Origin of the sequence: Nonlabens sp. MB-3u-79, assembly GCF_002831625.1 — a bacterium.
Classification (GTDB): Bacteria; Bacteroidota; Bacteroidia; order Flavobacteriales; family Flavobacteriaceae; genus Nonlabens.
This window is the reverse complement of record NZ_CP025116.1, coordinates 698,141-712,587: the sequence shown is the minus strand read 5'-3', so window position 1 is coordinate 712,587 and position 14,447 is coordinate 698,141. Positions and strand designations below refer to the sequence as shown.

Annotated in this window: 9 protein-coding genes and 1 tRNA gene; 6 read left to right on the top strand and 4 right to left on the bottom strand. The window is 39.1% G+C overall.

Annotation, left to right across the window (positions count from 1 at the left end; translation table 11 throughout):
- Positions 1 to 32: 32 nt before the first annotated feature.
- Positions 33 to 359 carry a hypothetical protein gene (locus tag CW736_RS03155; protein WP_157810870.1) on the top strand — a complete coding sequence of 109 codons (327 nt, stop codon included), beginning with the start codon at positions 33 to 35 and terminating at the stop codon, positions 357 to 359.
- Here the strand turns inward: CW736_RS03155 and polA are convergent.
- Positions 293 to 3,127 carry a DNA polymerase I gene (gene polA, locus CW736_RS03150; RefSeq protein ID WP_101012527.1) on the bottom strand — a complete coding sequence of 945 codons (2,835 nt, stop codon included), beginning with the start codon at positions 3,125 to 3,127 and terminating at the stop codon, positions 293 to 295. The genes CW736_RS03155 and polA overlap by 67 nt on opposite strands.
- 198 nt (positions 3,128 to 3,325) lie before the next feature.
- Positions 3,326 to 4,591, bottom strand: a complete 1,266-nt coding sequence (locus CW736_RS03145) for an MFS transporter (protein WP_101012526.1) — start codon at positions 4,589 to 4,591, stop codon at positions 3,326 to 3,328.
- A gap of 316 nt (positions 4,592 to 4,907) precedes the next feature.
- Between CW736_RS03145 and CW736_RS03140 the strand changes: the two genes are divergently transcribed.
- A complete protein-coding gene (locus CW736_RS03140) occupies positions 4,908 to 6,137 on the top strand; it encodes a metallophosphoesterase (RefSeq protein ID WP_198519331.1) in 1,230 nt (409 codons plus the stop codon).
- Between the two features lie 91 nt (positions 6,138 to 6,228).
- Positions 6,229 to 6,525 (top strand): thioredoxin family protein, encoded by a 297-nt coding sequence (locus CW736_RS03135; protein ID WP_101012525.1) that lies wholly within the window; start codon positions 6,229 to 6,231, stop codon positions 6,523 to 6,525.
- A 114-nt stretch (positions 6,526 to 6,639) separates the two neighbouring features.
- Here the strand turns inward: CW736_RS03135 and CW736_RS03130 are convergent, their stop codons facing one another.
- On the bottom strand, positions 6,640 to 7,266 hold the full coding sequence (locus tag CW736_RS03130; protein ID WP_101012524.1) for a polysaccharide deacetylase family protein: 627 nt from the start codon (positions 7,264 to 7,266) through the stop codon (positions 6,640 to 6,642).
- A gap of 2 nt (positions 7,267 to 7,268) precedes the next feature.
- On the bottom strand, positions 7,269 to 10,667 hold the full coding sequence (locus tag CW736_RS03125; RefSeq protein WP_101012523.1) for a DUF2723 domain-containing protein: 3,399 nt from the start codon (positions 10,665 to 10,667) through the stop codon (positions 7,269 to 7,271).
- Positions 10,668 to 11,019: 352 nt separating this feature from the next.
- On the opposite strand from CW736_RS03125, the gene CW736_RS03120 reads away from it, so the two are divergent.
- The 3 genes from CW736_RS03120 to CW736_RS03110 all read left to right on the top strand — a co-directional run bounded on the left by CW736_RS03120 (position 11,020) and on the right by CW736_RS03110 (position 14,293).
- A tRNA-Gln gene (locus CW736_RS03120) sits at positions 11,020 to 11,090 on the top strand.
- Between the two features lie 308 nt (positions 11,091 to 11,398).
- Positions 11,399 to 12,001, top strand: coding sequence for a hypothetical protein (locus CW736_RS03115; RefSeq protein ID WP_101012522.1), 603 nt, complete (start codon positions 11,399 to 11,401; stop codon positions 11,999 to 12,001).
- Between the two features lie 192 nt (positions 12,002 to 12,193).
- Positions 12,194 to 14,293: a T9SS type A sorting domain-containing protein gene (locus CW736_RS03110; RefSeq protein WP_101012521.1), complete on the top strand. Its 2,100-nt coding sequence runs from the start codon at positions 12,194 to 12,196 to the stop codon at positions 14,291 to 14,293.
- The last annotated feature ends 154 nt before the right edge of the window (positions 14,294 to 14,447 follow it).

Here is a 14,447-nt window from a genome sequence, read left to right as displayed (position 1 = left end):
TTAGTTATACAAAAAAGCTCCAAATCAATTTATTGATTTGGAGCTTTTTTGCCTACTGCCTACTGCCTACTGCCTACTGCCTACTGCCTACTGCCTACTGCCTACTGCCTACTGCCTGCCTACTGCCTACTGCCTACTGCCTGCTGCCTACTGCCTACTGCCTACTGCCTGCTGCCTGCCCTGCCTACTGCCTGCTGCCTACTGCCTACTGCCTACTGCCTACTGCCTGCCTACTGCCTACTGCCTACTGCCTACTGCCTACTGCCTACTGCCTACTGCCTACTGCCTACTATCAATGCGCTTCTAACCAATTTTGTCCTGTACCTACTTCCACATCTAGCGGCACCGACATTTTATAAGCGTTTTGCATCTCCTCTTGGATGAGTTTTTTCATGTCTTCCAGCTCGTCATTATGAATGTCAAAAACCAATTCATCATGCACCTGCAGCAACATTTTTGATTTGCAATTCATCTCTTCAAACTTTTTATAGATATTGATCATCGCAAGTTTAATTATATCGGCTGCGCTTCCTTGTATAGGTGCGTTTACTGCATTGCGCTCGGCTGCGCCTCGCACCACTGCGTTAGAACTATTGATGTCTTTTAAATAACGACGTCTTCCCAATACGGTCTCTACGTAGCCGTTTTCACGAGCAAAATTAACTTGATCATCCATGTACGCACGTAGTTTAGGGTAGCTGGCATAGTAGGTGTCGATCAGTTCTTTAGCTTCACTACGAGATAAATCGGTTTGATTGCTCAGTCCAAAAGCACTCACTCCATAGATAATCCCAAAGTTGACTGTTTTGGCATTGCTACGTTGTTCTCTGGTGACATCTTCTAAGGCTACATTAAAAACTTTTGCCGCGGTAGAAGCGTGAATATCTTCACCATTTTGGAAGGCAGCCATCATATTTTCTTCTTCGCTCAATGCAGCAATAATTCTCAATTCTATCTGAGAATAGTCGGCTGCGAGTAGGGTGTAGTTTTCATTCCTAGGTACAAATGCTTTACGCACCTGTCTACCTCGCTCTGTTCGGATAGGAATGTTCTGTAAATTAGGGTCGGTGGAGCTCAAACGTCCTGTCGCAGCAACAGCTTGCATATAGTTGGTGTGAATACGCTTTGTTTTAGGATTTACCTGACTTGGGAGCGCATCCACATAAGTGGATTTTAATTTTGCCAGGCCTCTGTAGTCCAATACATTTTGAATGATCGCATGATCTTTAGAGAGGTAGCTCAACACATCTTCGGCAGTGGAATACTGACCGGTTTTGGTCTTTTTAGGCTTGTCTACCAATTGAAGTTTTTCAAAAAGAATAATCCCCAATTGCTTAGGAGAGCCGATGTTGAACTCTTCTCCAGCAGCTTCATAAATAGCAGCTTCCAGTTGGGTAATGTCTGTTTCTAAAGCTCCAGAAAGCGATCTTAAAAAGGTTTCGTCCAGATTGATTCCTTCTATTTCCATTGCAGCCAGTACATGTAGTAAAGGCATTTCTATATCTTTAAAAAGACTGTCAGTTCCTGCACTAGCAAGTTCTGGCGTGAAGTTCTCTTTTAATTGAAAGGTGATATCAGCATCTTCAACGGCGTATTCTTTTTGTTTTTCCAGTTCCACGTCGCGCATGGAAAGTTGGTTCTTCCCTTTTTTTCCTATTAGCTCTACAATAGATTGTGGCGTATAATTGAGATAGGTTTCTGCGAGCACGTCCATATTATGGCGCATGTCTGGATTGATCAAGTAATGAGCCAGCATGGTATCAAACATAGGTCCTTTAGCACGAACACCATATTTGTCCAATACTTTAATGTCATATTTTAAATTTTGGCCAATTTTTTCAATCTGCTCACTTTCAAAAAATGGTTTTAACTGGTCCACCATGTTTTGTGCTGCCTCTTGATCTTCAGGAATAGGAAGGTAAAAACCGGTTCCTTTTTCCCATGAAAAGGCAATTCCTACTAGCTCTGCTGCTAGTGGATCCAAGCCTGTAGTTTCTGTGTCAAAACAAACACTAGATTGTTGCATTAAGGATTGTAAGAACAACTTAGTTCCCATGCCTTCTTCTACCAGCTGGTATAAATGATCGCTAGAAGCAAGTGTTTTACGACCAGTTGTTTCAGTTTCTGCGGCTGTTCCTGAACCGGCAGCATCAAAAAGGGAGAATTGACCTGCTCCTGCAGAAGAACTTGAACTCGAATTCGAACTTGAAGAACTCTCTGGCGCGACTTCTTTAGAAAAAATCTTTGCCATAGTTTCCTTAGCACGACGAAACTCCAATTCGTCAAAAATCTCATGAACGGCTTCTACGTCGGGATCGTCTAGCTCGTAGTTCTTGGCATTAAATGTCACTGGGCAATCCAATCGTATGGTGGCTAATTTTTTAGAAAGAATCCCTAAGGCTGCATTATCGCGCACCTTCTCTTTCATTTTTCCTTTAAGATCTTCAACGTTTGCAAGAAGACCTTCCATAGAACCATAAGCGGCTATGAATTTCTTAGCTGTTTTATCTCCTACGCCAGGTAGTCCAGGGATATTATCACTCGCATCACCCATCATCCCGAGGTAATCGATCACTTGCTCTGGTCGCTCTACTTCAAATCGCTTTTGCACCTCAGGAATGCCCCATATTTCGATTCCATTTCCCATTCGGGCAGGTTTGTACATAAAAATATTTTCAGACACCAGCTGTGCATAATCCTTATCTGGGGTGACCATATAAGTGGTAAAACCTTCTTTTTCGGCTTGTTTGGCAAGTGTTCCTATCAAGTCATCGGCCTCAATTCCTTCTTCTACCACAATAGGAATATGCATGGCTTTTAAAATACGCTGAATATAAGGAACTGCTATTTTTATCGCCTCTGGAGTCGCGTCTCGATTTGCTTTATAGTCTTGATAAAGCTCTACACGTTCATGACTGCCTCCTTTGTCAAAAGCAACGGCTAGATATTCTGGTTTTTCTCTTCTTATCACGTCAAATAACGAGTTGGTAAAACCCATAATGGCACTGGTATCCATACCTGCACTATTGATTCGTGGGTTTTTAATAAGTGCGTAATAACCTCTAAAAATCAAGGCATAAGCATCTAGGAGAAATAATCTTTTATCGTCTGTACCGTTATTTGTCATGGTAAATTTTTGTGGAGGTTAAAGATAAAATTCTCAGCAGACTTAAATGCAGTTCCTAATATATAAAACTCAATTTTTATACACAGAAAAATGCTAATGACGGAATCATCAAGGGTTCTAATTAGGGCAAATAGGTGGGTATGTGTTTCGCTTTCGCGAAAGCGGAATTGTTATAAAGAGTTGCCGTAAGGAGTGAATTTAGTCCTTATCATTATGCTCAAAATCCTTTCTCAAATCCAGCTTTCTAAAGGTTGGAGATACAATTGCTGTGGTAACAACGGTGATTAAAGTCATGGTGCCACCGAAGACCACTGCGGTAACAGTACCCATTAATTTGGCAGTGAGACCACTTTCAAAAGCGCCTAACTCGTTGGAAGAACCTACAAACATGGAGTTTACAGAAGCCACGCGGCCCCGCATGTGATCTGGTGTTTTAAGTTGAAGAATCGTCTGGCGTATGACCATAGAAACACCATCAGTAACACCGCTAAAAAACAAGGCAACTACAGATACCCAAAAGATAGAGGACAAGCCAAACACAATAATACAGACGCCAAAACCAAAAATAGCCACTAGTAATTTAACCCCTGCATTCTTGCTAATAGGAATATAAGCAGTTGCAATCATGGTGAGTATCGCGCCTACCGAAGGGGCCGCACGCAGTACTCCAAAACCTTCACTACCTACACATAAAATATCCTGAGCAAAAATGGGTAGTAAAATAACCGCACCTCCAAAAAGAACGGAAACCATATCTAGAGTTAAGGCTCCTAAAATGGCTTTGGTTTTGTAAACGAAACTCAGCCCTTCTTTTAAACTTTTGAGAATGGGTTCATTAATTTTAGTGTTTAAAATGGGCTTTTTAGAAATTAGAAAAACGCTAAAAAAGGAAAGCACGACCAAACTAAAAACAATACACAAAGACCAATGCACACCAAACCAGCTGATCGCAAAACCAGAAAAAGCCAAGCCAACAACAGAGGCAATTTGCCAGGCCGAACTGCTCCAAGTTGCTGCATTAGGATATACCTTCTTCGGGACGATAAGCGCAATCAGTGAAAATAATATAGGCCCGAAAAAGGATCTCAAAAACCCGCCGAAAAAGACCAAAGCATAAATAGAATACAAAACAGTATCAGTTGACCAATCGCCAACGACTTCTGGCCAAGTCAATAAAAACAACCCCAAACTAATCAATGAAAAAGCGCCGATGCATAAGGCTAGAAGATTGCGCTTTTCTCTTTGATCTACAATATGACCCGCAAATAAAGCCATGGCAAATGCAGGGGCAAACTCCATGAGGCCGATGATAGCAAGGGACCAAGGGTCTTTGGTAAGTGAATACACTTGCCATTCAATCACAATGAACTGCATGGACCAACCAAAGACCAATAAAAATCGCATCAATAAGAAAATATTAAATTCTCTAAAACGTAATGCGGCGTAAGGATCGTTTTTTGCCAAAATTTATGGAGTGTTGAATTGGTTGAATGAAGTCGCAAAACTAAAACAAGTTGGGTTTTTAAATCCACTTCTTTAAGTTAAAGAAATACGAAGCTTGCCAATTCTTATTTTATAAATATCTGAAATGCTCTGGAAAGGCCACTTCGATTCGTTTATACCTTAATTACAAGTAGATCCAACAAAGAAAAATTCTGTTCACGACTGTCGAAGCTTGAAAGATGAGTCAAATGTCTTTTGACTTTTGAATAAATTTTTCCTTTGAAGGCTTTAACGCTATACCAACGTTTTAAAAATATAATCGCATTAATTTTGCGCTATGACTATACCCCTTATTGTCCTGGCGATTTTTATCGCACTAGAAACTTATGCTTTTCAATTAATACGCACCTTATCCGGAGACCACTGGTGGAAATGGGTGTACCTAGCGGTATCTATAGGAGTGATTTTAAATGTGATTTTACAATTTTTATGGCATCCAGATCGAACTCAGATGTCTGACTCCAGGGATTTTGCCATTACGTTAGTGCTGGCATTTTTTGTATTAAAACTTGTGTTTTTTACGTTCATGTTTGGCGAGGATATTTACAGAAGTTTAGAAGGTTTGATCAGTAGGTTTTCAGGAAAGCAAGAACCAGATTCGTCCTTTTTACCTGGACGAAGAGCGTTTATAGCAAAAGTTGGTTTGGCAATGGCCGCGCTTCCTTTTGGTGCTATTTTATACGGTGCGTGGCGTGGTAAATACAATTACCAAGTTAGAGAATACGAACTTTCTTTTGATGATCTTCCAGAGGCTTTTGACGGTTATAAAATTACTCAGTTGAGCGATATTCACGTCGGGAGTTTTGACGATAGGGAAGAAGTGGAGTATGCTGTAAATCTCGCTAATGAACAACAAGGCGATGTCATCTTGTTTACGGGAGACCTGGTTAATAATGAGGCTAGAGAAATGGACGGCTGGGAAGGTGTTTTCGGATCTCTTAGCGCAAAAGATGGCGTTTATTCCGTATTAGGGAATCACGATTATGGAGATTATGTGCAGTGGGAATCTGAGAAAGCTAAAGAAGAAAACATGCAGCAATTGTATCAAGTCCAAAAGGATATGGGCTGGAAGTTGTTGCTCGATGAGAATGATAAAATAATACGTGGCGCCGATTCCATTCAAATAGTAGGGGTTCAAAATTGGGGAGGAGGTCGTTTTCCTAAATATGGTGACCTTCAAAAAGCGGCAACTGGTCTAACTAATGAAGAGTTTAAAATACTGTTGAGTCATGATCCTACGCACTGGGATTTACAGGTAAAAGGAGACGATAAAAAGTACCAGCTTACCCTAAGCGGTCATACACACGGAATGCAATTTGGTATTGAGATTCCTGGGTTTATCAAATTAAGCCCGGCCTGGTTTGTGTATAAAAAATGGGCTGGAATCTATAAAGAAGCTGGTCAGTTTTTAAATGTCAACAGAGGGTTTGGCTTTTTAGGATATTCAGGTCGAGCGGGAATATGGCCAGAAATTACGGTGATTACGTTAAAAAAAAGTGCGAAATAGTGCAAAAATCAATGTTTAAAGGCCTGTTAGAAATTGATTTGTGTTTCTATTGTTGTTTTTATGTACATTTGAAAACAATTAATTTGTGAATATGTCAAAGTTCGGTGAGCTGATTAGTGCAAATGTCCCAGTGTTGTTTAACTTTTTTACGAACTGGAACGAAGATACGGTTGCTATGAATGAGGTGCTTCGAAATGTTGCAGCTGCTTTAGGTGATAAGGCCAAGGTTATTAAAATTGATATTGAGAAAAATCAAGAGCTTTCAGAAGCGCTTAGAATCAAAGGGGTTCCTACTTTTATCATCTATAAAAATGGAGAGATGAAGTGGCGACAAAGTGGTGCACAAGATGACAATACATTGATCCACCAACTACAAAAATTTCATTAGCCTGTTGTGGATGGAGGTCCATAAAACAGTTCTGTTGCAAGGTTGGGTAACCACGACTAAAGCTCCAATTATATAAAAGGTTCGTTTACAAAACCCTATACATTTGGCCTTATGTTAGGCCTCAGAGATGACTTTACTGGTCCATCCATTTTCTTTCAGGAATTCCAAGTATGAAGGTAAGATCTTTTGTAGCTGTTCAAATGACTTTTCACTATCGTGAAAGACAATAACACTGCCGTTACGAGTGTTCTTTTTAAGAGCCTTTAAACAAGAGTCTGAAGTTCTATTGGGATCAAAATCTCCTGAAAGAACATCCCAAAGAATAATCTTATAGCCTTTTTCTTTTAAGCCTGTAGCTGTTTTAACTGTGATGTGTCCGTAAGGCGGTCTAAAAAGGTTGGAGCTAACCAGTTCAGCGCAATGATCCACATTGTTGAGGTAATCATCTTTGCTAGTATTCCAAGCGTTTAAATGATGGAAGCTATGATTTCCCACACGATGACCATTTTCTTGCACAAGATCATAGATTTCAGGGTTTTTAGCGACTTGATCCCCTATACAGAAAAACGTCGCCTGAAACCGGTGTTTTGCGAGTTCGCGCAGGACAAACTCGGTTGCCTCTGGAGTAGGGCCATCATCAAAAGTTAGGTACACCTTTTTATCCTCCCGGTCGCCATGCCAGTGGTAACTAGAAAAAAGCTTAGAAAACCAATCTGGAACTCGATCTGGATAAAACCCCATCTTTATTCAACCGTATCTGCAGGCAATTCTTCTCGTGCCGTGGTTACATTATCAACCGAATTATCGAGAAGATCTCTCAATTCTGTTGCTGCCGCAGAATCTGGAAAGACTCCTTCTAAGTTTTCACCATCTTTACGAATGTAATAGGCGTCATTTAAATACCTGACAAATGGTTCAAAGTAGTCGTTATAGGTGTCTACATGCTTATCGATCATTTCTTGATCATTGTAATAAACAGCTACTTCAGTGATAGAGTTGTATCGAACAACTGCCTGTTGTATACGCGAGTAGTTCACCTCTTGCTCAGCGAGTGTTAAAGCGTTGTAATGATCCAATTCATCTTGATATTTTAAAATAATCTTGTTCAATAAGTCTCTTGCTTTTTCTTTTTTATCCAGTTCGTAATAACCAGAAACAAAAGGTTCCAGCATGGAGTAGTTGCCATAATACTCTAAAGGCATGTGTTTCATTCCCAGATCTAAAAGCTCTTCTGCCTTTTTAAATTGACCGTCTTTAGCTAAAGCCTCAGAGGCTCGAGCAATATTACTTCTGTAACCCACACTATTGCGTCTGGTTTCTACATCGTGATAAATAGTTGCTGAGCCACTATTACCCCATTCCCAGTTTTTAATCACTTGATAAGCATAATCAGGATCTATTCTTCCCATATCAAATGGATCTCGCTCATCTTCTGGAGTGTATTTGATAGGGATCAATCGGTAGGCACAACCATCGAGCTGCAAATACTCCTTCATCCATATATAATCTTCATCACCGAAGGCACCACCAGAGAAATAAATAGGACGTTCCCAGTTGTTAGCATTGATAATGTCCAGCATGAACATTCTGTTTTTATAGATCACATCGTCTTTTATGTTAATGACTATTTCATCTACAATTTTATCAGCATCCTTTTGTTTTACGACACCATTTCTAAGAACCGCTTCTTTATTAACCGGTATAGAAATAGATTTAGTAGGGAAGGTGTGCTCAAAGTGCTCATTTCTCATTTGCTCTTGAGTGACTTTTTTATCACTGGCTACCCAATCCATCCATTGATCTAATTTCATGGTGTCAGGAAACATATAGGTGGCATCTTGATTTAAGTCTCTCATGCGCTGCTGTATGCGTTCTTTATCGGTATAGTACAGGGCATCGCGCGTTCCAAATTTGTATTTGCTATGTGTAAGCGTAGAAGGAACAGGTTCACTATCCCAAGCTTTCTTTTTCATATCGTCCATGTACCAGTCGGTACTTAATAAGGATGTACACACGACTCGTACATCGGTACGGTAACCTTCTACCTCTTGTGCATACCACAAAGGGAAGGTATCATTATCTCCTATGGTAAAGATCAAGGCATTAGGTAAACAGCTGTCCAAGTATTTTTTTGCACTAGCAAGAGCGGTGTATTTATCAGATCTGTCATGATCGTCCCAGTTTTGATATCCCATCAGTAGTGGTGCAGCGGCAAAACAAGCTGTCAAGGAAAGGACCTGTGCGAGTTTAGATTTCATAAGGTCGCAGAGCATTTCATAAACGGCATAACAGCCCATACCTATCCACATACTAAATACCAGAAAGGACCCTACATAAGCATAATCTCGTTCTCTTACTTGAAACATCGCTTGGTTCAGGAATACGATGATGGCCAGCCCGGTAAAAAGGAATAAGGCTAAAGTCACATAAAAAGACTTTAAATCTTTACGGGCATGAAAAACAGCGCCTAAGATTCCTAAAATAAGCGGTAAGAAGAAATAGGTGTTGCGGCTTTTATTATGGAGCATATCATCACTTAATTCGTCTTGAGTACCTAGTCTCCATTCATCAATGAAACTGATACCGCTCAGCCAGTTACCGTCATAGGAGTCCCATTCTCCTTGCACATCGTTCTGTCTACCCGTAAAATTCCACATAAAGTAACGCATGTACATATAACTGATCTGGTAGTTAGCCATGTAGCGCATGTCATTGACAAAACTAGGTTTATCTATATCTACCGCATCGCGCAGGGAGACCAGCACTTCTATATATTCATCTACGTCAATGGCACCGCGTTGCAGCCTGCGCTCGTAATCATCGAGTACCGATAGGAGTTCTTGGTTGTTTTTATATTCTTCTTTGACAGTATAATTTAGACCACCCATAAATTCTATATAGTTCGTGGCTCGGGAAGGATCTGTCATACGGGGGAAAAATCCTTTATGACGGTCGTTGGTATTAGGAATCGCATCTTTATAATTATTAACGATGACGTATTTACCTAATTTATAATCTTTTTCATACTTCGGCTTTTCGTCTTTAAAAGCCTCGTTATCTTCTGTATCTGGATTGTCCGGATTGTATCCAGCATACATATCTGTAAAGGACTCGCCGTAAAATAATCCAGGTGATGGGTACTGCTCTCGGTTGTAATAAGCCAGTAAGGCACGCGCATCATTAGGTGCATTCTCATTGATAGGTGTTCCTGCGTTTGCTCTTATAGGCAACATGGTCCAGGAAGAAAATCCTATTAAAACAAACATGATGCAGAGCGTGATGGTGTTGAGGAGTGGTTTGTTACGCTTTCGCGAAAGCGAGATTAAAAAAGCAAATAACCCAACAATAAGTAATAAGGCGATAATGGTACCCGAGTTAAAAGGAAGTCCGATATCGTTGACAAAAAACACTTCTAAGTAACCGAAAATACTAAGGGTGTAGGGGAGCAACAATTTAAATACAAAAAGCAATACAGCAATCACCGCAACATTTGCCACGATAAAGTTGAATAGGGTGATTTTTTTATAATGCTTAAAATACCATAGTAATCCTATGGCAGGGATGGTAAGAATTCCCATAAAGTGAATTCCGAAAGAAAGTCCAACTACAAAAGAAATAAGAATAAGCCAGCGGTCGCCACGAGGTAATAACATGTCGCGTTCCCACAATAAGCCTATATAAAACAGGACGCTCATCAGTAATGCAGCTGGGGCATAGACTTCTGCTTCAACGGCGTTGTACCAAAAGCTGTCTGTTACGGCAAAGGCAAGAGAACCTACTGCTGCAGCTCCTAAAACCATGATATCATTTGCCTTGTCCTTTAGAATATGTCTTTTTAATAAAAGGGTGAGCGACCAAAACATGAATAGAATCGTAAACGCACTAGAGAATACGGCCAAAAGGTTAACAGTATAAGCAATATCTGTTGCTTCAAGGGCAAATATGGAAAAAACAGCACCCATCATCTGGAAAAGAGGTGCTCCTGGTGGGTGCCCTACTTCGAGTTTGGAAGAAGTGGCGATGTATTCACCGGCATCCCAGTAACTCACGGTAGGCTCTACCGTACTCCAAAAAACGAATAATGCTATGGCAAATACAGCCCAGCCTATGATTTTATTTAATTGTGCGTAGTTGAATTTCATAGTTGTGATTAACTCTGGCGAAAATAAGATTTTATGACCTTAATACCCATAAAATAAGAAGTATGATCTGAACTTATTAGCATAAAAAACTCCTTTTTTGCATTCTGCTTTGTTTAAAGAATGTGCTGAGGCAGGTGTTTTTCTTATAGCATCCCCTCTGGTTATGACTTTTCTAAACGCTAAATAGGAAGTTAGCGTATGTCAAGCAGCCCTGATTTCATAAAAAAGCGATGCATCCATTTGGTTTTAAGGCTTATGAAAGCTGGTTTTTTGGATTAAAGAAGGTTCCTTATAAATTTATACGATTTTTATTTGCTGAAATTGAGAATTGTTATAAATTTGCGACCGATTTTGTCCCATGGTGTAATGGTAACACTCCGGTTTTTGGTATCGTCATTCTAGGTTCGAGTCCTAGTGGGACAACTGATACAAACCCTTAACAAGCTAGTAAATAGCGAGTTAAGGGTTTTTTGTTTTTAAGATGTAAGAACCAATGTAAGAACATTAAAGGTGGTTGTATTCTTAAAAACGCCTGATATGGGATTTTCTTTATTTAGTAAATCAGGCATAAAGATGAAGATTACTTCCTTAAACCTTAGTTGAGGAAGACGAGACGGCTGGATAAAGAATCAGTAAACATTTGCTTATTCAGAGATTTTTAGTTGATAAGGAATATATTTGGGTAGATATAAACAGTTACCACACATTTGAAAATAAACCTAAATTCAAGAATGACAAACCTTAAAACACCTCTTGGACTATTTGCCATTTCATATTTGATTTACGGAATTGTGATGAATATTCGGATGTTTACAGAACAAATGTGGCCCACATATTTATTCTTCATTTCAATGATTATTGGAATACTTTTTTTATTCCTGAATAAACCGACTAAACAATTAAAGAATTATAAGTTCTGGCAAATAATTATTGGATTGATTCCCATAACTTTTTTTTTCGTTTATATGCAAATTGTAAATAGCAATAGCGAATACGATTCAAATGTTCAAAACTCAATTAAAGAGAATACAACATATTTTAAAAACGGAATTTGGATTGACGAAAAAGATACACTCGCTGGAATTGAAATTAAGAATCGGAAATGGATAATGTTTTATCAAGGAATGGAAACTGACTCAAGCGATATTTATGACTACAAAGTGACTGATAAATTGCCCGAATATGCTGATACTAAATTAAAACTAGGAGAGTTTTTAATATTGACAAATAAATCGGATACTCTGAAATATGAAATACTTGGATATAATGAAGAGTCTTTAAGTCTAATGTACTTTCCAAGAGGAAGTATATTAACATATAAAAATAAAAAATAAAAACGTGTGGCAACATCGTGTATAATTAATGGCTACGTTTTGCCGTAATCAAAGTCGATACAGATTAATTATCTTTCAACCTTGTGACAAGCTATTTACAAGGTTGACCGCCACTAATCATACACAAACACGTTAGCAACCATCTAATTTTATTCTCGTCTTGTAATGAGCACACTTAAAGATAATTAAAATATGAAATTAAGATTTAAATTGATTTTGATTAGCACATTATTTTGTTTGCTATCTACTTTAACGGTAGAAGCACAGCCATCTCCAGTTGACGTCAACGGAGACGGAACATTAAACATTTTGGTTATGGGAACCAGTAATTCGATTGAGGACAATTTTGAAGAGTTTTCGCCTAATCAAATTACCACAGAATTACAAAGTATCCTATCTTTAGACCCCCTCATCAGTTTAAATATTAATGTAGTATCGGAAGATATTTATAGAACCAAAACCGTTAGCACAGGTATTGCCGGGCAATTCACAGCGAATCGCGACTACTATTGTCATTCTCTTACGCAATACTACTACTGGCCTGATAACCGAACAGCTAGAATAAATAATTTAACTGGAAATAACGGTACAGATTGGGACTATGTGGTAATTAATGCAGACCCGTATATTATTTCCACAATGCCTGGTTATTTTTCGTTAGGAGTAAATAAAATTGGATCCGTAATTCATAGTGGTGGTGCAGTCCCATTACTTATGATGGAATGGGCAAAAGATTCAACCTTTATCAACCATTTTGAAGAGTTTGCCTACCGAACAGCAGAAGGAGCAACTGTTCCTGTTCAAGTTATTCCTGCTGGCCTAGCATGGCAGTCATTACCCGGTAACTTAAGAGATGTTTCAAGTCCACACCCTACACCTAATGGAGCCTATTTAGCTGCTGCTTCAATCTATTCAACTCTTTTGAAAAGAAGTGCTTCATCGTCCCAGTACAACTATAATGATACAATTGCAGATGTTGCCGAATACACTAGAAATACCGCTCTAGGTCAGGTTCATTTCACTGGTCAGCCTACCTTTATTTCCCCTTTTAAAAGCTGTAACATAAGTGACACAAACCTGGTGTATAACCATGGTGGAACAAGTACAGAAAATGGAATATTAACTGGTTTGCAATGGGTAATTTCGGGAAATCAAAAAACATTGCAATATGGAGCTACTGCGCCAGTTCACTTGAACTATGGTAGATCAAGTATGGGGTCGACCCATTTGTATCGAATTGATTCTACTAATTTTGACTATTCCTTTGGTTATCCGCTACAAGATGATGCAAGCACAGGGCTTGTGACAATGTTATATGGGTTGGATAAGCGTTTAAACGCTACAGATGTAGAGACAGATTTAGGAACAGCTCGACAGATGATTAATCAATCAGAATTGCCATATGCTCGCAATGTTCCGTTGCGAACTATCATAGCTCAGATGATAGAAGAAATACCAGGGGTCTTGATTTATCCAATTGGTGATCCTTGGCATTTGAGTAGTGACGTAAATAAAGCAATTGGAACATACATGTACACTATACTTACAAGTGACTGTACATTACCGCCTGCACCAAATATTTGCTCAGACGCAACCCAATGGCGCTCATGGATGGCGCATAAAGTGGGGCAAGAAATAGCATGGAATTTAATGTATCAGCAGGGCGCTAATTCCTGCAATAAACGAATAGACAATATTACTGCTTGTGGCTCCTACACATGGATTAATGGAACTACTTATTACTCCTCCAATACATCAGCAACATTTACATATACCAATTCGGCAGGTTGTGACTCGAGTGTAATATTAAATTTGACAATTAACCCACTCGACATGTCTGTTACACAAAATGGTTCATCGTTGACTGCAAACCAGGCAGGGGCTAATTATCAATGGCTCAACTGCTCCACTGGAGCGTCCATTACGGGAGCTAATAACCAATCTTATACTCCTGCAACTAACGGAAGTTATGCGGTTATCGTTAACTATAATGGTTGTTCCGATACATCGTCCTGCATTAGTTTAAACACAGTTGGTTTGATTGATAATATTTTTGAAAGTGAATTACTTATATATCCTAATCCGACAGACGAAAATGTATCTATCCAACTTGGAAGTTACTGTGATAATGTTACTCTTATCGTTAGGAACGTTTACGGAAATGAAATGGCAAGTCAAAATCTACAAAACACAGATGTGGTAAATGTTAAAATTGAAGGTGCTCCAGGAATATACTTTCTAACTATTTCCTGCCATGATAAAAATGCTACTTTTAAAATACTTAAAAAATAACGGTTGCCAACATCGCGTATAATTAATGGCTAGTTCTCGCCTACTTCTGAAAATCCGAGCTGATTTTCCGTTGGGGGAGTACTTGCTAAGTTAAGTGCTAACCCGCGCTATATTTCATACACCAACACTTTGTGTATCATTAATAAACAGAATA

Bases quoted from the DNA above. Each gene is read 5' to 3' on its own strand.
- CW736_RS03140 (WP_198519331.1), top strand. From the start codon at position 4,908: ATGACTATACCCCTTATTGTCCTGGCGATTTTTATCGCACTAGAAACT.
- polA (WP_101012527.1), bottom strand. From the start codon at position 3,127: ATGACAAATAACGGTACAGACGATAAAAGATTATTTCTCCTAGATGCT.
- CW736_RS03125 (WP_101012523.1), bottom strand. From the start codon at position 10,667: ATGAAATTCAACTACGCACAATTAAATAAAATCATAGGCTGGGCTGTA.
- CW736_RS03135 (WP_101012525.1), top strand. From the start codon at position 6,229: ATGTCAAAGTTCGGTGAGCTGATTAGTGCAAATGTCCCAGTGTTGTTT.
- CW736_RS03115 (WP_101012522.1), top strand. From the start codon at position 11,399: ATGACAAACCTTAAAACACCTCTTGGACTATTTGCCATTTCATATTTG.
- CW736_RS03110 (WP_101012521.1), top strand. From the start codon at position 12,194: ATGAAATTAAGATTTAAATTGATTTTGATTAGCACATTATTTTGTTTG.
- CW736_RS03130 (WP_101012524.1), bottom strand. From the start codon at position 7,266: ATGGGGTTTTATCCAGATCGAGTTCCAGATTGGTTTTCTAAGCTTTTT.